A 21,079-nucleotide genomic window follows, 5' to 3' on the forward strand; every position below is an offset into this window, starting at 1 on the left:
ACTGAAACTAAATTAAAGCATACCTAGTTCAAGTTTCGCCTCTTCACTCATCAAATCTTGAGTCCAAGGGGGGTCAAAAGTAATTTCCACTTCAGCGCTCTTTACGTCATTTAGCGACTTTACTTTTTCTTCAACCTCAAGAGGCAAAGTTTCTGCTACTGGGCAGTTAGGAGTTGTTAATGTCATTAGTATTTTAACATCGTAATCTTCGTTTACAAATACATCGTAAATAAGACCAAGCTCGTAAATGTCTACAGGTATTTCTGGGTCGTAAATAGTTTTTAAAACATTTACAATTTTTTCTCCTAACTCTGTTGTATCTATTGTTGTTTCACTCATAATATAAATTGTTTGTTGTTAAGTTGTTTGATGTAAAGTCGAGAAGGCTCTAAAAGACTCCACAACAAACGACTAGCTTAATTCAACTGTGTTTGGTATGCAATGGCATACATTTTTAATTGTTTAACCATACTCACCAATCCGTTTGCACGAGTAGGAGAAAGGTGTTCTTTTAAACCAATTTTATCGATAAAACTGGTGTCGGCATCAATAATGTCTTTTGGATGTTGATTTGAAAATACACGAATTAAAATTGCTATGATGCCTTTAGTAATTATGGCATCGCTATCTGCAGTAAATTCAACTTTATCATCTTTCATTTCGGCATGCACCCAAACCTTACTCTGGCAACCTTTAATAATATTGCTTTCAGTTTTATATTGGTCGTCAATTAAAGGAAGTTCTTTCCCTAAATCAATCATATATTGATAGCGTTCCTCCCAATCTTCAAACATTGAGAATTCGTCTATTATTTCTTCTTGGATTTCATCAATACTCACAATCACAAATTTTTATGCAAAAATACAACATCAAAAGTTGCTATTCAATGTTTTCAGCTATTGATAAGATTTCTTTGACAAGTGATGCGATAGCCTCTGGAGGATTACCATCGTCGAACCCTTGTGTCTTATATACGGTTCCATTTTTAGTTATGGTTAATCGTGCCATGGGCGCACCATCAAATTGATGTTTTTTAGAGGGAGGGTCTAGATTTTCAATATATTTAACTTCAATATTTTCAATAGCACTTACAAGTTTATTCCAGTCTGATTCTGAGCAGTTTTTTATAATGGCATCTTTTCCTCTTTTACTTGAAACCGATATGTGTTTGTTATCAATTTTGATGTGTTTAAAATAACCTCGGGAACTGGCGCCATATTCAAAGCTTAACATTGTTTGAATTTCTTTTGTTGCAACAACAAGTAATGTTTTATTCTTAAATAACGAAAAACCGCTTTCTGAGAACAAAATGGTATTGGCATCTTCAAGTGCTTTTAGCATTTTAGATTCTATGGCATTGGCCGCGTCTTGACATAACATTTTTGTAGATGCCATCGCTCCAAATTTTAACATTTCGTTATCCAGTAAATAAGAACCATAAAATCTATTACAACCTGAAAAACCTGATGCTTGCTTCGTGTTTTTATCAAATGAAATATTTAAGTTGAATGTCGAAACATCTGCATAACTTATTTGTGCAATATTATATAATCCACTTAGTTCTTTCAAGGTTGAATTTTCTGGCTCTAAACTTTGCATAATTTGATAATCTGATGGTCCCCAACAACATCGTAATATAATTATACTGAGTGTGCTTAAGATGAATTTCATGAATATTGTTTTAGTTCGAAATTGAATGTACAAAAAAGACGCCAAAGTTGGCGTCTTTTAAAATTTATCTAAAAAGGATGTTTAACATATTACCTTTGACCAGTAGCTAGTAGAGCACGCATTCTGTTGCGTTGTCCGTCTGTAAACATGTACATGCAGCTATCATTTGTATAATCCATATAATTCATAGTCATATCAGCAGTTTTACAACTAACAGAAGGATATGAAGGGCAGCCGTAATTTGCACCACCTGCACTTGGTGTATCTGCAACAAAATCGTCTTGACGACATCTTCCATCACCCCAAATATGTCTTAAATTTAAGTAGTGACCCACTTCATGGGTAGCAGTTCTTCCCTCATTATATGGTGATGCTGAACCTCCAGGTAGGCTAGAATAAAGTATTACAACACCATCTGTGCTAGAAGGTCCCCCAGGAAACTGAGCATATCCTAAAATGCCACCACTAATATTACATATCCAAATATTCAAAGTTGTATTTGGACTAGTAGGATCTATTCCTCCTCTTGATGATTTTTTCATATCATCGTTAGTACTCCAAGCAGAAATACTAGTTGATTTTCTTGTGATATCTGACGATGCGTTGAATAAAAATTCTATTTCTGTATCAGTTACATCATTTACAAATGTAGAACCTGAAGGCAACATGCTTATATTTGAATTATTATTTCTAAAATCGGTATTTAAAACATCTATTTGCGCTTGAATTTGATTATCACTAACATTTTGACTTGAATTACTGTATAATACATTTACATGAACAGGGATTTTAATGATTCCTAATCCATCATCAATAGGCGCAACATCCACATCATCGCCTCCGTCATTATTTCCACCTCCACCATTTCCAGGTTTGTCTGGTTTGCCTTTTGCAGCTAAGAATTTTCGAGTTTGATATTCAATGTCATACATTTTTTTTGCTTGCCCTGGATTCTCGCTTAGTTGCCTGTTCAAGACATTCATAGTATGACAGGTTTTTAATTTATCCTTTGAATTTGCAGATTTGACAACTGATCCATCATCACCATCAGTGTAAACATAAAAATCGCTCATATCGATTTCTTGTTCTTGGCTTAAGGTTTTAGAATCATCATCACATGCTGTAAATAAGAAGGCTACAGCAACCATACATAAGAGTACTTTTTTCATTTTAAATAATTATTTTGAATTAGTCGCTGTGGAAGATATAATTATTTATGGAAATCAGTACAGAATTAGCAAAATAGTTGTTAACTAATCGACAAACCGTCAATATTTGTTATTTAATTAACAATTGTTGCGATAACAAATTAAAAGAAGCCAAAGTATCGTTTAAGAAAGCATCATTTTTGCTTTCTTAACGCCTTCAACTAACAAATCAATTTCTTTTTTTGTGTTGTAGAATGAAAAAGATGCTCTTACCGTACCAGGAATTTTATAGTAATCCATGATAGGTTGAGCACAATGGTGCCCTGTACGAACGGCAATTCCTAATTTATCTAGAATGGTACCAATATCGTATGGATGAATACCCTCAAGGTTAAAAGATATTACAGATGTTTTGTTTTTTGAAGTACCATATATTTTTAAGCCTTCAATTTGCAAAAGTTTTTCATTGGCATATTCAAGGAGCTCATTCTCATAAGAAGCAATAGCTTCAAGACCAATAGCATTCATGTAATCAATGGCTGCGCCAAATACAATACCTCCAGCAATATTTGGGGTCCCAGCTTCAAACTTATGCGGTAAATCCGCGTAAGTTGTTTTTTCAAAAGTAACTTCGGCAATCATTTCACCTCCACCTTGATATGGAGGAAGTTTTTTAAGCCATTCTTCTTTACCGTATAACATACCAACACCTGTTGGACCACACATTTTATGTGCTGAGGCCACATAAAAATCGACATCCAAATCTTGTACATTAGCTTTTATATGAGGGCTAGATTGAGCGCCGTCTATTAGTACAGCAGCTCCTACTTTATGAGCTTCATCAATGATATACTCAATAGGATTAATAGTTCCCAATGCGTTAGAAACATGATTAACAAAAACAAGTTTAGTATTGTTTGAAAGAAGCTCATCATATTTGGCCATTACTAATTCGCCGTCCTCATTCATTGGAATAACTTTTAGTATGGCTCCTGTTCGTTCGCATAACATTTGCCAAGGCACAATGTTGGAATGATGTTCTAGAGCGGATACTATAATTTCATCATCTTTTTTTATTAACGAGGAAAATCCATGAGCTACTAAATTAATACCATGGGTTGTTCCGGATGTGAAAATAATTTCATGTGAAAATTTAGCATTAAAATGACTTTGTATTTTTTGCCTTGCCTGCTCATATAGGTCGGTTGCTTCTTGACTTAAGGTATGGACACCGCGATGAATATTGGCATTATAATTTGAATAATAATCTACAATGGCATCAATAACTGGTTTAGGAGTTTGGGATGTCGCTGCATTATCAAAATACACTAAAGGTTTACCATTTACTGTACGAGATAAAATAGGGAAGTCTTTTCTAATGTTTTCAACGTTGAACATAGGTTCAAATAATTTTACAAATCGAAACCAAGGTTCACACCTAATTTATTAGCAATAATTTTAGTGATGCGTTGTTTTAATTCTGGTATTTTAACAGAACTCATAACATCATTACTAAAAGCATACATTAAAAGTGCTTTAGCTTCCTTTTCTGGAATACCTCTTGAGCGCATGTAGAACATGGCACTTTCGTCTAACTGACCAATGGTACATCCGTGTGAGCATTTAACATCGTCGGCAAAAATCTCTAATTGCGGCTTGGTATTGATTGTGGCTTTGTCACTTATTAAAATATTATTATTGGACTGAAACGCATTGGTTTTCTGTGCTTCTTTTTCAACAATAATTTTTCCATTAAAAACACCTGTAGAGTTTTCGCCAAAAATACCTTTATAGTCCTGATGACTTTCACAATTAGGCTCTATGTGATGCACTAATGTGTTATGATCTACGTGTTGTTTGTTTCCTAAAATAGTTACGCCCTTAAGTATAGAGTCTATACGCTGACCTTCTTGGTAAAAATTAAGATTATTGCGAGTCAATTTTCCTCCAAATGCAAATGTATGAACCGAACAAACACTTTCTTGTTTTTGTTTTAGAAAAGTATTGTCTATTAGAGATGCGTTTGAGTTGTCATTTTGTATTTTGTAGTAATCAACTATAGCACGTTTCTTAGCAAAAATTTCAGTAACACTATTTGTTAATACTGAGTTATCAGTTAAACTTTGATGACGTTCTATTATTTGAACATGTGAATTCTCTTCAACCACAATTAAGTTTCTAGGCTGAAGCATGGTTGCAGATTCATTTCCAGTTGAAAAGTGAATTATTTGGATTGGTTTTTCTACCAATTTATTCTTAGGAATATGAATATAAGCCCCTTCACTTGAAAATGCTGTATTAAGAGCAGGTAGACTATCTTTTGTTGCCGCTTTGTTAAAATAATGTTCAATTACCAAACGGTATTTGGGTTTAGACAGTGCCGCAGACATAAGGCATACATCCATGCCATCGTGAGTGGTTTGCGATAGGTGAGAAGAGTATTTGCCATCTATAAATACAATCTTATACGAGTCGATGTCATAAATAAAGTATTTTTTAACATCACGGTATTCTATGGCATTTTCTTGCTTTGGAAAAACACTGTAATCTTCTTTAAGAATTTTATTTAAAGATGTATACTTCCATGCTTCTTCCTTTTTGGAAGGGAAACCTTTTTCTTCAAATGTTTTTATAGCATCAGTTCTAACATCGTGAACATAGGTGTCTATGTCTACCTTATTCTCGAAAACCATAAATGATGATAGTAACTTCTCTTTTAGTTCCATTTGCTTTTTGTTAAGCGTTCACTTCTTCTTTAATCCAATCGTATCCCTTTTCTTCGAGTTCGTGAGCTAATTCCTTGGTGCCAGATTTTACAATCTTACCATTGTATAAAACATGCACGAAGTCTGGAACAATATGGTCTAATAAACGTTGGTAATGCGTTATCACCACTACGGCGTTATCTTTACTTTTTAATTTGTTAACACCATTAGCTACAATGCGCAATGCATCAATATCTAACCCAGAATCTGTTTCGTCAAGAATGGCTAATTTAGGTTCTAACATAGCCATTTGGAATATTTCATTTCGCTTTTTCTCTCCTCCAGAAAACCCTTCGTTTAAGGAACGAGATAAAAACTTTCTATCAATTTCTAATAAATCAGCTTTCTCGCGAATTAGCTTTAGCATATCCTTTGCTGGCATGTCCTCTAGCCCTTGTGCTTTTCGAGATTCGTTAATGGCTGTTTTAATAAAGTTGGTCACTGATACTCCCGGAATTTCAATAGGATATTGAAACGATAAAAACACACCCTTGTGGGCACGTTCTTCTGCAGCTAATTCATCAATATCTTCACCATTAAATTCGATATTGCCTTTAGTTACTTCGTAATCTTCTTTCCCGGCAACAACAGAGGCCAAAGTACTTTTTCCCGAACCATTAGGACCCATTATAGCATGAACTTCACCTGGTTTAACTTCGAGGTTAATACCTTTTAAAATGCTTTTATCTTCAACACTTGCGTGTAAATTATTTATTTTTAACATATTTCTTTTTTAGCTTCCTAGTTTTACAACATCGTTTTCTTCGTCTTTTGGTGGAGAGACCTTCAGAATTTCAATAATTTCAACTTTTTGTTCCCAGAGGATTTGTTCGTCCTTTTTATCGGTAATTTTTCCTCGTATTTCAACTTGTACCATATCTGTTGGTACTTTTTTATAGACTTCGGCTTGTTTATTAAGTTCATGCATTTTGTCGGTAACAAAAACACCATAAATATCAGCATGAGTTTGAAGAACTGCAGCACCATCAAAATAAACAAAATCACCTTTAAGTAATGTTAAGCCATCACTTTGCTTTGCTGTTTTTTCTGGGCTATCTGCACCAATTAATTCTTCAGTTTTTTCTGTTTTCGCTTCTTTTTTACAGCTAACAATTACTGTTAAACAGAAAAGCAACGTTACTAGTTTTTTCATTTTTAATAAATTTAACCTACAGATCCTTCTAAACTTATTTCTAATAATTTTTGAGCCTCAACTGCAAATTCCATGGGTAGTTTATTCAAAACCTCTTTACTAAAACCATTTACAATTAAAGCAATAGCCTTTTCTGTATCAATACCACGCTGGTTACAATAGAAAATTTGATCTTCACCAATTTTACTAGTTGTAGCTTCGTGTTCTATTTTAGCCGATTTGTTTTTAGCTTCTATGTATGGGAATGTGTGGGCACCACATTCATTACCCATTAACAAACTATCGCATTGCGAAAAGTTACGAGCATTTTCTGCTCTAGAGCTAATTTGAACTAAACCACGATAACTGTTTTGAGATTTCCCCGCAGAAATACCTTTTGAAATAATAGTTGATTTGGTGTTTTTACCCAAATGAACCATTTTTGTTCCAGTATCTGCCTGCTGATAGTTATTTGTAACTGCAATGGAGTAAAACTCACCAACAGAATTATCACCTTTAAGAATACAAGAAGGGTATTTCCATGTCACCGCAGATCCCGTTTCAACTTGTGTCCAAGATATTTTAGCATTGTTTTCACAAAGACCTCTTTTAGTAACGAAGTTGTATACACCACCTTTACCTTCAGCATTTCCTGGATACCAGTTCTGAACTGTTGAATATTTTATTTCAGCATCATCTAAAGCGATCAACTCAACCACTGCTGCGTGTAATTGGTTTTCATCTCTACTAGGCGCAGTACAACCTTCTAGGTAACTTACATAACTGCCTTCATCAGCAATAACTAAAGTTCTTTCAAATTGTCCAGTCCCTGCTTGGTTAATTCTGAAATATGTCGATAACTCCATAGGACATTTAACTCCCTTAGGGATATAACAAAAAGAGCCATCACTAAAAACGGCACTATTTAAGGCGGCATAGAAATTATCCTTTTGCGGAACAACAGTGCCTATGTATTTCTTTACAAGTTCAGGATGCTCTTTAATAGCTTCCGAAATACTCATAAATATAATACCCTTTTCACCTAAAGTTTTCTTAAATGTTGTTGCAACAGAAACAGAATCTACAACTACATCCATAGCAACACCAGCTAGTTTTTTCTGCTCGTCTAGTGAAATTCCAAGTTTTTCAAAAGTTGCTAATAATTCTGGATCTACTTCATCTAAACTATCGTATTTAGGCTTGCTATTGGGTGCTGAATAATATGATATCCCTTGAAAATCGGGTTTTTCGTAATGCACATTTGCCCATTCGGGTTCGATCATGTCTTTCCAAATGCGAAAGGCTTCTAAGCGCCATTCGGTCATCCATTCTGGCTCTTCTTTCTTTTGGGAAATGGCACGCACAATACCTTCATTTAAACCATTTGGAAATGTGTCAGATTCAATATCAGTGTAGAAACCGTATTCATATTCTTTGGTCTTCAGCTCTTCCCGTAAATCATCTTCGGTATACTTCGACATAATGCTTTTTATTTTATATTGAAAATGATTCGCCGCAACCACAAGTACGGTTGGCGTTTGGGTTATTGAAAACAAAACCTGTTCCGTTTAAGCCTCCAGAATATTCTAATGTTGTTCCAATAAGATATAAGAAACTTTTTTTGTCTACAATAATTTTAATCCCATTATCTTCAAAAACTTTATCACCGTCTTGTTGCTCCTTATCAAACTTTAAATCGTAAGACAACCCAGAACAACCCCCACTTTTAACGCCTACACGAACATAATCTGTGGATGCATTATAGCCATCATCAGTCATTAACTCAACGACTTTTTTTTTAGCTGTTTCTGAAACTTTTATCATAATTCTTAATTAGATTTAATTCATGTGATTACTTTATTTTTAATATTTGTCACATGTAACTTTTCAAAATTGTTGTCGGTAATCAGCGACAATTTTTATTAAGAAAGTTTCTAAATAGAGGACAAATATACAATATAAGTCCAGCAAAACCATATAACCTAACATTATATTAGTATATGGTTTTATAGTTTTTTATTATGGATTACTAAAAGCTGAATTATTGATAAATTCATAATCAGAAAGTGATAATAGAAAGGATTTTAAATCGGCTTTATCCTGCATTGAAAGTTGAACGCCTCCTTGATTTACTTTTTTCATTAAAGGATCGATAGTCGATGAGTTTTTTAGGCCTTCACTATAATGATTAATAACCTCTTCCAAAGTTGCAAATCTTCCATCATGCATATAGGGTGCTGTAAATGCTAAGTTTCTTAGTGATGGTGATTTAAATTTCCCATTGTCTGCAGGATCTCCCGTAACTGCTCCAAGACCTAAATCGGTAAAGGTTTTATCTAAACCATTATTATGGAATATATTATCTGTCCAAAGTGGATTGCTTTCGCTGCCGTGGCAATGAAAACAATCGCCACGATTTTCGTCCATAAATACATTAAACCCATTTTGTTCCTCGGGGGTTAATACGGCTTCTCCTAGAAGAAATTTGTCGAATTTAGAATTAGACGAAATCAAAGTACGTTGGAACTGGGCTAAGGCTTTGGTGACTTTTACAGAATCAATTTTTGATGTGCCGAAAGCCAAATTAAATAAGTTGGGATATTCTAGATGCTGTTGTAATTTTTCTTCAACATCCTGCCAATCACTTGCCATTTCAGTAAGATCGGATACTGGTACAAAGGCTTGATGTTCTAAACTAAAAGTATTGCCATCCCAGAAGAATTTTTCGTCGTAATTCCAAGCTAGATTGAATAAAGGCATGGAGTTACGGTTGCCTAAACTTCCATCAATACCATCACTAAATCTATCGGAATCTGAAAAGGCGTTTTCTGGAGCATGACAGTCGGCACAAGCTTGAGAATTGTTTCCAGACAAAATAGGATCGAAAAACAATTTTTTTCCTAAGGCGATGCCTTCTGTGGTTTGAGGGTTATCGTTTGGGATAATTGGATTTAAAATACGCGCTTCAAATAATTGTGGTATTTCTAAAGGACTTGGAGTAGACACATAGGTTTCTACACTTTCATTTGAACAAGACGTGTATATAAAAGTTAATAGGATAATGATATATGAGTTCCACTTTTTCAATGTTATTCAATTGAAATTAAATTAAACACGTTTTGCCCGTTTTCGAACATCATTATTTGAGCCATTGAATTTGGCATAAGCCCTTGGTTTAATTGATTTAAATCCCACCTGTTTGGGTTTTTAAACCATTCGGCAATATTCATTTCTATGTTAAACGTAGAATTACCAGAAATATTTACAGATCCTAGATTTACAGTTATAAATGTATTTTGCGGAAAAGTTGGTCTGTTTCCTGGGTTATCTACGGCTCGTATAGCATGAAAATTATAGCCTTGTTCTGTGTTTGAACTGTTTACAAATTTACCATCTAGTTGCATATAATGGTAGCCGCCACCAAGCATCGTTGGGACACTCCATGATATTGAGTTTAAATCTTGATATGCGTTATGAATGTTATCTTCATTTTTAAAGCCAAATATGAATGAAACGTTGGTGTAAGTTCCAGCAGGTATAAATGTAATTGGTTCAAATGTTAGGTCTTCGTTATTTGTTACATCGACCAGATTATAACCATTTACTTTTAAAGTTTCCCCATTTAAACTTGTAAAAGTGATGTCGGAAATTAAATATCTTAAACGCTCAATACTTAAAGTTTCTCCATTAGCATTTGTGAATTTTAAATCGTTGAAATCAGAATTAGTTACTGGCGTTCCATCCCAAGTATGTGAAAAGTTGAAGGCCATTTTTGCGTTTGAAATGGTATCATCATTATCCGTGTCGCATGAAACGAAAACTGCAAGAATTAACAAGAATATAGATGTTAACTTATTCATTTATTGTGATTATTAGTAGGTCTGAAAAGCCTTTATTTTCTGTAATGTCTTGATTTGAACTACTAGTTTCTCCAATTGCAACATAAGTACCACCGTTCAATTGGGTAACATCATTGGTAAAATCGATTTCAGTACCACCAATTGTTTTTTGCCATTCTATACTAGCATTTAAATCAATTTTTATAATCCACGCATCATTTTGCCCCTCATTTTCTGTAAGGTTACCATTTGAACTTCTTGAATTACCACTTAATATAAAACTGCCATCATGTGTTTTTGAAATAGCACTTCCAGAGTCAAAATTGCTTCCGCCCAGGGATTTATCCCATAACAAATCGCCATTTGGGGTTATCTTGATTAACCATAAATCAGCAGCGCCATAGTTGTTAGAAACATCTTGATCACTACTGCGTGTATCTCCAATAATTAAATAATTACCGTCGTTCGTAGTAGTTATACCATAGGCTTTGTCTATTTCAGTGCCACCAAAAGATTTTTCCCAAATGAGGCTTCCAGTTTCTGAAATTTTAATAACCCAGAAATCATAGGAGCCTTTGTTGTTTGTAATATCTACATCAACACTATCGGACGAACCAACAATTATATAATTATTATCTATTGTCTGAACAACATCATTAGGTGTGTCGGTAAATGTACCACCATAAAATTTACTCCATTGTTTGTTACCATATGAATCTAATTTAATAGCCCAATAGTCACCTCCAGCATGACCCTTTGATGTAAAATATTTACTATTCCCTTCTCCACCAGATGCTGTAACATCTAATTCACCAATCAAAAGATATCCATTATCGTTTGTTTCAATAATTGAAATACCTCTGTCTAAACCTGAAAAACCAAATGATTTTTCCCATGAAATATCCCCTGAAGTGTCCAATTTAATTAACCAAAAATCTTGAATTCCAGCATTTGAGGTGACATTTCCATCATTACTAAAACTAAATCCAATTAAAGCAAAACCATTATCCGATGTTTGAATAATATCACTAGCTCTGTCATTACTATTTCCTCCATACGTCTTACTCAATTGTAATTGGTTGTTTAGGTCAAATTTTAATAACCAGTAGTCAAAAGATTCATCTATTTTATTTTCTATATCCCCATCATTACTTTGGGTATAGCCAATAACTGCATAGCCACCATCATTTGTTCTTATAACCTTGTTTCCACTTTCATTTTTAGTACCCCCAAAAGTTTTTATAGAACTTACTTCAAAATTCTGTTCATTATTTTCCGAATCATCGGAAGAACAACTTAACAAAAAAGTGCATATACATATTAAGATATATCTTTTTCTCTTTGACATAAAAACTTTTTGTCAGTTACTTTTTTTTACAACAAATAAACCGCGATTTATATCGCTAATAATAATATTTCCACTAGGGAAATAAGGGTATACATTCCAAGCACCATCAAAATCGTCTAAATCATTTTCTGGGTATGTATCAAAAAATCCAATTTCAGTCATAGAACTAGAGTCTAAATTTGAAATATCAATCATTCTAACTCCAGCTCTATAATTAGCAAGATAAAAAGTGGTTTCTTTTATATACCCATTATGGTCTATGGCTGTTGTTGGACCTAAATATTCTAAATGAAGAATGGGATTATCTAAATCTGAAAAATCGAAAACTAAAGTTCTGGTTTGTTTTCCAGCTCCTTCATCACCTTCATCCCCTGCGATAAAATATCTTTGATTATCTGTAAACCATCCTTGATGGGGTAATACAGGATTTGGGTAAGAGATAGTACTAATAGGAATAATATTATTTTTGTCGGTAACATCTAAAATCGTGAATAGGCCAATATAAGCTTGACAACCAATATAAATTTCTCGTCCAATATAATCCGCATCTGGACCATTGTAATTTATAACCTGAGCATCATGGGAATATTGTGCGGCTGAGTATCCACCTTCATCAATTGGTGAACTAGTGTTTTGTATATTAATAAAATGAGGCCCGCCACCATAGGTAGTTGCACCAACAGCATATGCATAACCACTATCTTCATTAATAACAATATTATGGGCACTTCCAAAACCAGTAAAGCGATTATCACTAGTAAATGTTTCTGGTGGATTGGTTACATTTCTTAAACGAGTTAAGTCAAATAATTGCATGCCATGGTTTGTAGCTTCACTAACTATGTATGCATAATTATTATAAACCTTAACATCGCGCCAAACAGTACTTGAAGTTGCTGTGGGTAATTTACCTAAATAAATGGGCTGGCTAGGAATTGTTATGTCTATAAAAGCAGTACCATTATTTAAGCACAATAAAGCATATTCATTTCCGGTCATTGGATCTGTCCAACCCCAAGAGTCATTTGCAGAACTTGCAGAAACGGTTTCTAAAGAAATACGTGACATTAAATCATAATCGCTACAAGGATAAATGTCGGCAAACCCATCAATACAAGGCGCTAAAGGTATGTTAGGATCTACATAATCATCATCACATAAATTGCCAATGCCATCGTTGTCATCATCTTCTTGATTTGGATTGGCAATTAGAGTGCAATTATCATTAATATCGAAAATGCCATCGTTATCATCATCTTCATCACACAAATCCCCTATCCCATCATTGTCTAAATCTTCTTGATTTGGGTTTGCAATTAAAGGACAATTATCAGCTGATTCTTCTATGCCGTCATTATCGTTATCTATGATTTGAACTAATTCAACAGGTTCATCATCACAGGATTGAAAATAGATGACTGATATGCAGACAAAAGAGAAAATTTTAAGAAGTTTAAATTGTTGTTTATTAGAATTCATAGGCTTTTTGCGATTTTTATTTCTTCATCATAGTTCGGTTAATAAGGTATTAGCTTTTTTATTTTTAAAACGAGCAATGGGTAAAGTCTATTGTGTATAACAAACTTATTCAATATAATTCAATAATGTAAGAGCGTCTCAATTTTAATGTTAAAAATGTATAAATTATTAGAAACAAGCTTCTTATTTTTGCAAAATGATAGAAGACAAAAATCAACAGCGAACCCCCTTAAGCGAGTTAGGAGAGTTTGCACTTATCGAGCACTTAACAAAGCAATTTAATATAAAGCATACTTCAACGGTAAAAGGTATTGGTGATGATGCAGCAATTTTAAATTTTGAAGACAATAAAATAGTAGTGACAACAGATTTACTAATTGAAAATGTGCATTTTGATTTAAGTTATATGCCTTTAAAACATTTAGGGTATAAAGCAATTATGGTTAACTTGTCCGATGTTTATGCAATGAATGCTACTGCGACACAGATTACAGTTTCTGTAGCGGTTTCTAATAGATTTCCTTTGGAAGCACTTGAAGATCTATATGCAGGTATAGAAACAGCAGCGAGTCTTTATAATATTGATTTGATTGGAGGAGACACAACATCGTCAACCACTGGCTTGCTTATCTCCGTTACGGCTATTGGTGAGGTAGATGGGAATGATGAGGTTTACAGATCTGGAGCCAAACCAAACGATTTATTGGTAGTTTCAGGAGATTTAGGGGCTGCTTACATGGGGCTTCAAGTTCTTGAACGTGAAAAAGAAGTTTATAAAGTAAATCCTAATAATCAGCCAGATTTGGAACCGTATACTTATATTATTGAACGCCAACTTAAACCTGAAGCAAGGAAAGATATTGTAAAATTGTTGAAGGATTTAGAAGTGAAACCTACTTCAATGATTGATATAAGTGATGGGTTGTCTTCTGAAATATTACATATTTGTAGGCAAAGTGAGGTTGGATGTGATTTATATGAGGAAAAGATTCCCTTAGATCCTCAAGTAATTACAGTATGTGAAGAGTTTAATATTGATAGCACAACTGTTGCCTTAAATGGTGGAGAAGATTACGAGTTGTTATTTACAATCTCTCCAGAGGACTATCCAAAAATAAAGGCAAACCCCAGTTTGACAGTAATTGGTCATATGGTGGATAATAGTATGGGTGTGCATTTGGTGACTCGGGTAGGGTCTAAAATTCCTTTAAAAGCTCAAGGATGGAAAAACTTTACTAGCTAACTGCTTTTAAAGACTTTCGTCTAATTTTTTTATTATGAATTTTTTCTAAAACAGAATTTATTTCTCTGTATTGAGGGGTAAGCTTGGTAAGATTTCCAGACTCATCTGTCGTAAATTGCTCATGGCACTGTTGACACATGAATTCTTTGACATAGTAAGTTACTTTTTTAGTCACTTCAAGATCGTGACCAAAAAATGAACAATAAATGTTCTTCATATTTTATGCTATTAACTAATTATAAGGGAGTTAAAAGTATAAAATATAATTATAATTGCAAAATAAACCGTTAGGCAGCACTTGTTCCGTACATTCTTTCGCGTGTTCTCATGACTTTTTTGCGATACATGAACTCAAGAATATCGTTAATTTCTTTAAAAGTAGCTGTTAACTCTGTTAGATTGCCGTTACTATTTGTAGTCAATTCTTTTTTACAATGGCTGCATTGATACTCTTTAACGTGCTGGGTTACTTTTTTAGTTACATGATAATCATGACCAAAAAAATTGCAATACAATCTAGATGCAACATTTGTTTTTTGAGTAGTTTTTTCCATGATATTCGATTTAAGACTCGATAAACATAGTAAAAAAAATACAATAAATCGTTAAAAAGTAATTATTTTTCGATGAAATGCATAATTTGTTGTAGGAATAAACCTTTATTTTCAATAATTGACATGTGTCCATCGGGAAATACGACCATTTGAACGTTAGCTCGTTTGCTCTCTTCAACTAATAGGTTGTAACTTAAAACAGGATCCTCTTTACTTGCAATCATCATTTTTTTGCCATTAAAGCTTTTTATAATTTCAGCTCTATTTTTACGAATTTTCATACCTTCTAAGGCAGCTACAATTCCTTGTAAGGGGGTTTTTAAGGCTTCATTTGTGATGTTATCAATTTCTTGTTTAAACTTTCCTTTATTTTTTTGATTGAAAAGATTAGATATTGCAATACGAATAAAAGTTTTATAGTCATGTTTTACAGCAACAATAGCTCGGTCTCGATTTGTTTTCTTTTCAGGACTATCGTCTAAGGAAGTTGAGTTTACTAGAGTAATGGATTGCGCATAATTTGGATATGCTTCTAAAAAAGCCAATGCAATATACCCACCCATGGAATGACCAATTAATTGAAATTTATTAATCTTTAAATACATTAAAGTTGCTTTTAAGACATCTGCCATCATTTCCATGGTATGAATATAGCCAAGGCATCCAGATTTTCCATGACCAGGTAAGTCTAAAGTAACAACTCTATTTTTTTTTGCTAAATCCAATATGAATGGATTCCAAATGGTGTGATTTTCTAAAAAGCCATGAAGTAATATAATGGCTTCGCCTTGGCCGTCATCGGTGTAAAAAATGTTTACACCTTTATATTCCAATATCATGCTTTCAACTTCTTAATGGCTGTAAAAGCTTTATCCACATATTCATCTTCAACTAAAATTGTAAACTCGTTTGTGGTTGAGATTACCTCATAAAGAACAACACCTTCCCATGCAAGACGTTTAAAAAAGTGATAGTACAATCCTGCAATTTTTGAGTTGTCTTCAGGCAAATTAATGCTTATAGCAGTAAGTCCGCTTTGGACCGCTAAAAATGTTTCATGCTTTAAATGCTCTAAAATAAAATCTTTTAAACTACTAGAAATGATAATATTACTTTCGTGAATACCTCTTGTAAAGGTATAGAATAACTTAGATTCTTGATTTATGCGCTCTAAGATTTTTGCATGATTGTCAATTAAGGTATTTGAGTTTTTTACGGTGAAATCCGTAAGGTTCGAACGCACCGTAATATCGCCTAAGTTATGGATTACACGTTTCATCTTAACCGAATTGGATAATGCGGGAGGCGGATTATAACGTCTTAAAGCCATCATTATAGCTCCTGGTTTAACTTCTTTTTTAAGCATTTTGCTAATAGGTTCTGTCAATTCAATGGCTAACGCACTAAAGTTTATAATATTCCTAGAAAGGGCCTCTTCCAGATATGGTTGGGATATTAATATGTCTTCAACACAATTACTTACAGTCTTCATGTTAACTATTTAACAATTTGTGTAAAAATAAACTATTTTTTTTAAAAATGCTATAATTGACTTAGCGCATCATAATTTTGTTTCGAAATCAAGTGATATGAAAGTATTAAAATTTGGAGGTACTTCTGTAGGGTCTGTTTTAAACATGCATAATGTAAAAAGCATTATTGATGACGGAGCAAAGAAAGTTGTGGTATTATCTGCTATGTCTGGTACAACAAATACTTTGGTAGAAATTGGTAATGAGATTCAGTCAAAGAATCCCAATAAGGCCATTGATACCATAAATAATTTACATGAAACTTATTTTAAAACTATAGATAAACTGCTTTCTGACGCTAAGTTGAAAAAAACAACAAAAACTTATGTTACTAACATATTCGATTTTTTAGTTGAATGCACTTATAAGCAAAGTTCTCAAGCATTAAATAACAGCATAGTTGCACAGGGTGAATTGCTTTCTACTTTCATGTTCAATGCTTACTTGAATCAAGAAGGCATTAACGCAACATTATTACCAGCACTAGATTTCATGCGTATTAATGGTGTTAAAGAACCAGATTATTTCTATATAAAACAACGCTTAAAGAATGTTATCGAGTCTGCTCCAGAATCGGATATCTATATTACACAAGGTTTTATATGTTTGGATGAAAAAGGAGAGATTTCGAACTTACAACGGGGCGGAAGCGACTATACAGCAACTTTAGTTGGTGCGGCTTTAAGAGCAGATGAAGTTCAGATTTGGACTGATATTGATGGGATGCATAATAACGATCCGCGATATGTAGAAAACACTAACCCAATTTCAAACCTATCCTTTGATGAAGCAGCTGAGTTAGCCTATTTTGGAGCAAAAATATTGCATCCTCAAACTGTTTTACCAGTAAGAGAGGATGGTATTCCAGTTCGATTAAAAAATACTATGGTTCCTGAAGCTGATGGAACGTTAATTTCAAGTGAAACATCAGAAAATGGGATTAAAGCCATTGCTGCCAAAGACAATATTACTGCTATAAAAATTAAGTCTGGACGTATGTTACAGGCACATGGTTTTCTCAAAAAAGTTTTTGAGGTTTTTGAAGTTTATGAAACCTCTATAGATATGATTACTACTTCCGAAGTTGCTGTATCGCTCACTATAGACGATGATAGAAATCTAGAAAAGATTATCACTGAATTAGAAGAATTCGCTACCATAGAAGTCGATAAAGGTCAAACAATAGTGTGTTTGGTTGGTCATTTTATTGTGAATCATGAAAGCACTTTTAAACTCTTCCAGATCTTAAAAGATGTAAAAATTAGAATGATTTCTTACGGTGGAAGCAGAAACAATATTTCACTTCTAATTAACTCAAAAGATAAAATTACTACGCTCAACAAACTAAACGATTATTTGTTTGAATTAGTCACTCTTTAAATGTATTGATTAGTCTTGTTAGCATAAGGGTCGTTTAAAAAACGACCCTTTATATTTCATGTTCATAAACGTTCCAAATCGATAACTTATTACTTATAGTTCTGTGAATTAGTTATTGTAGCTATTTTTTTCTTCTGGCTTATCGCTAAGATACTGTACAAATTCATACTGATTTCCATCGGCATCAGCAAAATAGTCTCTAATTCTAAATTGTTCTTCCTGTTTTGGATAATCCCTTTTGTAACCATTTTTTAGCAGATTGTTAGCTATTTCTTGTACGTTTTTCACAACAAATCCCAAATGATTTACACCTATTTTATCATAATTCTTGTCCGGCTTTAATTCATTTAGTAGTGCTTGATTAAGTGCTAAATAAGTGTTATCATCACCTAAATGCACCCATTCTCTTGTATCGTTGCCGCCACCTCTTATTTTAAAGTGGGGGAAAGCCGTTTGAAAAAACTTAATGGCTTCCTTTAAATCATTTACCGTAATATTGGCATGCTCTAAATATATTTTTTGTGATCTCATTATATTTTGTTTTAAGATTTATACAAAAATCATAATAGATAACATGTGAAAAAACGAACCTAAGTACAGAACTTCACCTGTACTTTAGAACAGGTGAGTGTATAGGCTGGAATCATATACTCAAAAACCCTCTTTTTAGAGCAATATCTACTGCTTCTGTACGCGTATTGGCATGAAGTTTAGAAAGAATTGATGTAACATGAAATTTGACGGTTCGTTCTACTATGAAAAGCTGATTGCCAATTTGATTGTTAGTAAGTCCTTTTTTTATTAAACTAAGGACTTCTAACTCCCGTTTTGTAAGAGGTAGTTCTGGATAAAGAAGCGCCTCTTCGGTATTGGTTTCCGCACGTTCTTGTTCCAAGGATTCTTCACTTAATAGGGATAATTGTTTTTGAAGCTCCTTTGTTTTGTTCAAGGCTTCATTTATTTTATAGCCTTTTGAGCTTTCAAGATTTGAAATGATATCTTTGATATGCGGATTAATAACACGTTCTATTATATTGCTTAATGAGCTATTTGATTTTAAGCCATGATTTTTATAGGATTGTTTTAATCGGGTGCGCTGTATCGCGGTACCAACTAATTGACTAATAGTATTAAGAATAGCTAGTTCCTTTTCATTTAGTTGTCTAGTTTCTTTACTAAGCAAGTTCATAAGACCTACTTTTTGCCCTTTTATTGTAATAGGAATGACAGCATGAAATTTCAACCCTTTAGTCCCTGTAATAATATCTTGCAGTCTTGAACAAGTAATTTCACTTATATTCATGGCTTGATCAATATCATCTCTTAGATATTGTTTTATACAGTAACACCAACCCGATAATCTTTCAGGATGTTTACTTAAAGCTGGAGGAAGATTGTAAGAAGCGGCAAGGTAAACCGATTTGTTATCTGGTTCAGTAAGCCAAAACCAGCCTGTTTCTAAGTCAAGTATTTCAACAGTTTTTTCTAAAGACATACGAAGTGCAGAATGTAGAGAGAATTCCTTATTTAAGTGACTAGCTATTTCGTATAAATAGGAAAAATAATCTTTGTCATTCATAGTAACAAGTTCAGATTTAGAAAAGCATTTAAGTAATCTATGTCTTATGAATTCATCAATTCCTCAATTTCATCAGCTTCAATAGGAATGTTACGCATTAGATTATATGGTTCTCCGTTTTCTTGAATCACCACATCATCTTCTAATCGAATACCAAAACTGTCATCTGGAATGTAAATACCCGGTTCCACAGTAAACACCATATTTGCTTGCATAGGCTCTGTTAAAATGCCATAATCGTGAGTGTCTAATCCCATGTGATGAGATGTTCCATGCATGAAATACTTTTTATAGGCTGGCCAATCGGGGTTTTCATTTTGCACGTCTGCTTTATCAAGTAAACCAAGTCCTAATAATTCGCTAGTCATTAATTTGCCAACTTCAACATGATAAGCTGCCCAATCTGTTCCTGGAACCAACATTTTGGTGGCTTCATTTTTAACTCGATTTACTGCATTATAAACTGCTTTTTGTCTTTCTGAAAAACGCCCAGAAACAGGAATAGTTCTTGTCATGTCACTAGAATAATTGGCATACTCAGCGCCTACATCCATTAAAATTAAATCACCAGCTTTACATTGTTGGTTGTTTTCAATGTAGTGTAAAACGTTAGCGTTGTTTCCTGAAGCAACAATAGGTGTGTAAGCAAATCCTTTGGACCTATTATTTAAAAATTCATGCATAAATTCCGCCTCAATATTGTATTCCCAAACTCCTGGTTTCACAAAATTTAAAACACGTTTAAATCCTTTTTCGGTGACGTTGCAAGCTTGTTGAATTAAGTCGATTTCAATAGGGTCTTTTACAGAGCGTAAGCGTTGTAATATAGGGTTGCTTTTAGCAACAGTATGAGCTGGATATTTTGCTTTAAGCCATTTTGTAAAACGGTCTTCTCGTGTTTCGGTTTCAACACTGGCTCTATAATGTTCGTTGGTATTGATATATACAGTGTCGCATTGCGTCATAATTTCGAACATGACTTTTTCCATGTCATGTAACCAATACACTGTTTTAATACCACTAGTTTCAAACGCTTTTTCTTTAGTTAATTTTTCACCTTCCCAAATAGCAATGTGCTCATTAGTCTCTTTTAGAAATAGTATTTCGCGATGTTTCTCTTTTGGACAATCTGGAAAGAGAACCAGAACGCTTTCCTCTTGGTCTACCCCACTTAAGTAAAAAATATCACGATGTTGCTCAAAAGGCATGGTGCTGTCTGCACTTATAGGATAAATATCGTTAGAATTAAAGACCGCTAAACTATTTGGCTTCATTTTAGAGCCAAAGTTTTTCCGGTTTTTTATGAATAGATTTTTATTAATTAAATGGTATTTCATAAACTAAAATTTATTGAAGTTTAAAATTAAGCAATCATAAGGATACTTGTTCAGATAATTTCTAAATTCTAT

The 21,079-nt window shown here is 33.6% G+C and carries 23 protein-coding genes; 2 read left to right on the forward strand and 21 right to left on the reverse strand.

The features are described 5' to 3' along the window. Window positions 1-12 precede the first annotated feature (12 nt). The 14 genes from FEF17_RS06190 to FEF17_RS06255 form a co-directional block, all read right to left on the reverse strand. On the reverse strand, window positions 13-339 hold the full coding sequence (locus tag FEF17_RS06190) for an SUF system Fe-S cluster assembly protein (protein ID WP_139001476.1): 327 nt from the start codon (window positions 337-339) through the stop codon (window positions 13-15). Between the two features lie 77 nt (window positions 340-416). Further along, complete coding sequence (locus tag FEF17_RS06195; protein ID WP_139001477.1) at window positions 417-839, reverse strand: SufE family protein; 423 nt, start codon at window positions 837-839, stop codon at window positions 417-419. Window positions 840-879: 40 nt separating this feature from the next. Next, window positions 880-1,671 (reverse strand): META domain-containing protein, encoded by a 792-nt coding sequence (locus tag FEF17_RS06200; RefSeq protein ID WP_139001478.1) that lies wholly within the window; start codon window positions 1,669-1,671, stop codon window positions 880-882. Between the two features lie 89 nt (window positions 1,672-1,760). Then, entirely contained in the window at window positions 1,761-2,840 is a 1,080-nt protein-coding gene (locus FEF17_RS06205; RefSeq protein ID WP_139001479.1) for a zinc metalloprotease, read from the reverse strand. 162 nt (window positions 2,841-3,002) lie between these two features. After that, a complete protein-coding gene (locus FEF17_RS06210) occupies window positions 3,003-4,217 on the reverse strand; it encodes an aminotransferase class V-fold PLP-dependent enzyme (RefSeq protein WP_139001480.1) in 1,215 nt (404 codons plus the stop codon). A gap of 14 nt (window positions 4,218-4,231) precedes the next feature. After that, window positions 4,232-5,545: a Fe-S cluster assembly protein SufD gene (gene sufD / locus FEF17_RS06215; RefSeq protein ID WP_139001481.1), complete on the reverse strand. Its 1,314-nt coding sequence runs from the start codon at window positions 5,543-5,545 to the stop codon at window positions 4,232-4,234. Between the two features lie 10 nt (window positions 5,546-5,555). Further along, window positions 5,556-6,308 (reverse strand): Fe-S cluster assembly ATPase SufC, encoded by a 753-nt coding sequence (gene sufC / locus FEF17_RS06220; RefSeq protein WP_139001482.1) that lies wholly within the window; start codon window positions 6,306-6,308, stop codon window positions 5,556-5,558. 9 nt (window positions 6,309-6,317) lie between these two features. After that, the gene (locus tag FEF17_RS06225; RefSeq protein ID WP_139001483.1) at window positions 6,318-6,737 is read right to left on the reverse strand and encodes a hypothetical protein; all 420 of its coding nucleotides are present in this window, start codon (window positions 6,735-6,737) and stop codon (window positions 6,318-6,320) included. 11 nt (window positions 6,738-6,748) lie between these two features. Then, entirely contained in the window at window positions 6,749-8,197 is a 1,449-nt protein-coding gene (sufB, locus tag FEF17_RS06230; RefSeq protein ID WP_139001484.1) for a Fe-S cluster assembly protein SufB, read from the reverse strand. Between the two features lie 13 nt (window positions 8,198-8,210). Continuing rightward, the gene (locus FEF17_RS06235; protein ID WP_139001485.1) at window positions 8,211-8,540 is read right to left on the reverse strand and encodes a HesB/IscA family protein; all 330 of its coding nucleotides are present in this window, start codon (window positions 8,538-8,540) and stop codon (window positions 8,211-8,213) included. 195 nt (window positions 8,541-8,735) lie between these two features. Continuing rightward, window positions 8,736-9,803, reverse strand: a complete 1,068-nt coding sequence (locus FEF17_RS06240; RefSeq protein ID WP_139001486.1) for a cytochrome-c peroxidase — start codon at window positions 9,801-9,803, stop codon at window positions 8,736-8,738. Window positions 9,804-9,805: 2 nt separating this feature from the next. Then, a complete protein-coding gene (locus FEF17_RS06245) occupies window positions 9,806-10,576 on the reverse strand; it encodes an MbnP family protein (protein WP_139001487.1) in 771 nt (256 codons plus the stop codon). Next, window positions 10,569-11,903 carry a hypothetical protein gene (locus FEF17_RS06250; protein ID WP_139001488.1) on the reverse strand — a complete coding sequence of 445 codons (1,335 nt, stop codon included), beginning with the start codon at window positions 11,901-11,903 and terminating at the stop codon, window positions 10,569-10,571. Before FEF17_RS06250 ends, FEF17_RS06245 begins: the two co-directional genes overlap by 8 nt. Before the next feature lie 12 nt (window positions 11,904-11,915). Beyond that, window positions 11,916-13,382: a choice-of-anchor B family protein gene (locus FEF17_RS06255; RefSeq protein ID WP_139001489.1), complete on the reverse strand. Its 1,467-nt coding sequence runs from the start codon at window positions 13,380-13,382 to the stop codon at window positions 11,916-11,918. Window positions 13,383-13,578: 196 nt separating this feature from the next. On the opposite strand from FEF17_RS06255, the gene thiL reads away from it, so the two are divergent. After that, window positions 13,579-14,625 (forward strand): thiamine-phosphate kinase, encoded by a 1,047-nt coding sequence (thiL, locus tag FEF17_RS06260; RefSeq protein ID WP_139001490.1) that lies wholly within the window; start codon window positions 13,579-13,581, stop codon window positions 14,623-14,625. On the opposite strand, the gene FEF17_RS06265 is transcribed toward thiL, so the two are convergent. The 4 genes from FEF17_RS06265 to FEF17_RS06280 form a co-directional block, all read right to left on the reverse strand. Beyond that, window positions 14,618-14,842 (reverse strand): DUF1660 family phage protein, encoded by a 225-nt coding sequence (locus FEF17_RS06265; RefSeq protein ID WP_139001491.1) that lies wholly within the window; start codon window positions 14,840-14,842, stop codon window positions 14,618-14,620. The genes thiL and FEF17_RS06265 overlap by 8 nt on opposite strands. Window positions 14,843-14,912: 70 nt before the next feature. Next, on the reverse strand, window positions 14,913-15,179 hold the full coding sequence (locus FEF17_RS06270) for a DUF1660 family phage protein (RefSeq protein ID WP_139001492.1): 267 nt from the start codon (window positions 15,177-15,179) through the stop codon (window positions 14,913-14,915). A gap of 62 nt (window positions 15,180-15,241) precedes the next feature. Continuing rightward, complete coding sequence (locus tag FEF17_RS06275) at window positions 15,242-16,018, reverse strand: alpha/beta fold hydrolase (RefSeq protein ID WP_139001493.1); 777 nt, start codon at window positions 16,016-16,018, stop codon at window positions 15,242-15,244. Next, on the reverse strand, window positions 16,015-16,671 hold the full coding sequence (locus FEF17_RS06280) for a hypothetical protein (protein ID WP_139001494.1): 657 nt from the start codon (window positions 16,669-16,671) through the stop codon (window positions 16,015-16,017). Before FEF17_RS06280 ends, FEF17_RS06275 begins: the two co-directional genes overlap by 4 nt. A gap of 97 nt (window positions 16,672-16,768) precedes the next feature. On the opposite strand from FEF17_RS06280, the gene FEF17_RS06285 reads away from it, so the two are divergent. Further along, the gene (locus tag FEF17_RS06285) at window positions 16,769-18,091 is read left to right on the forward strand and encodes an aspartate kinase (RefSeq protein WP_139001495.1); all 1,323 of its coding nucleotides are present in this window, start codon (window positions 16,769-16,771) and stop codon (window positions 18,089-18,091) included. Window positions 18,092-18,199: 108 nt separating this feature from the next. Here FEF17_RS06285 and FEF17_RS06290 read toward each other — a convergent pair whose 3' ends face one another. From FEF17_RS06290 to FEF17_RS06300, 3 genes are all read right to left on the reverse strand, one after another. Next, the gene (locus tag FEF17_RS06290; RefSeq protein ID WP_139001496.1) at window positions 18,200-18,622 is read right to left on the reverse strand and encodes a VOC family protein; all 423 of its coding nucleotides are present in this window, start codon (window positions 18,620-18,622) and stop codon (window positions 18,200-18,202) included. 112 nt (window positions 18,623-18,734) lie between these two features. Beyond that, a complete protein-coding gene (locus FEF17_RS14500; protein ID WP_139001497.1) occupies window positions 18,735-19,670 on the reverse strand; it encodes a LuxR C-terminal-related transcriptional regulator in 936 nt (311 codons plus the stop codon). A gap of 44 nt (window positions 19,671-19,714) precedes the next feature. Next, window positions 19,715-21,007, reverse strand: a complete 1,293-nt coding sequence (locus tag FEF17_RS06300) for an aminopeptidase P family protein (protein WP_139001498.1) — start codon at window positions 21,005-21,007, stop codon at window positions 19,715-19,717. Window positions 21,008-21,079: the final 72 nt, after the last annotated feature.

The organism is Hyunsoonleella aestuarii (assembly GCF_006148925.1).
Taxonomy (GTDB): Bacteria; Bacteroidota; Bacteroidia; order Flavobacteriales; family Flavobacteriaceae; genus Algibacter_D; species Algibacter_D aestuarii.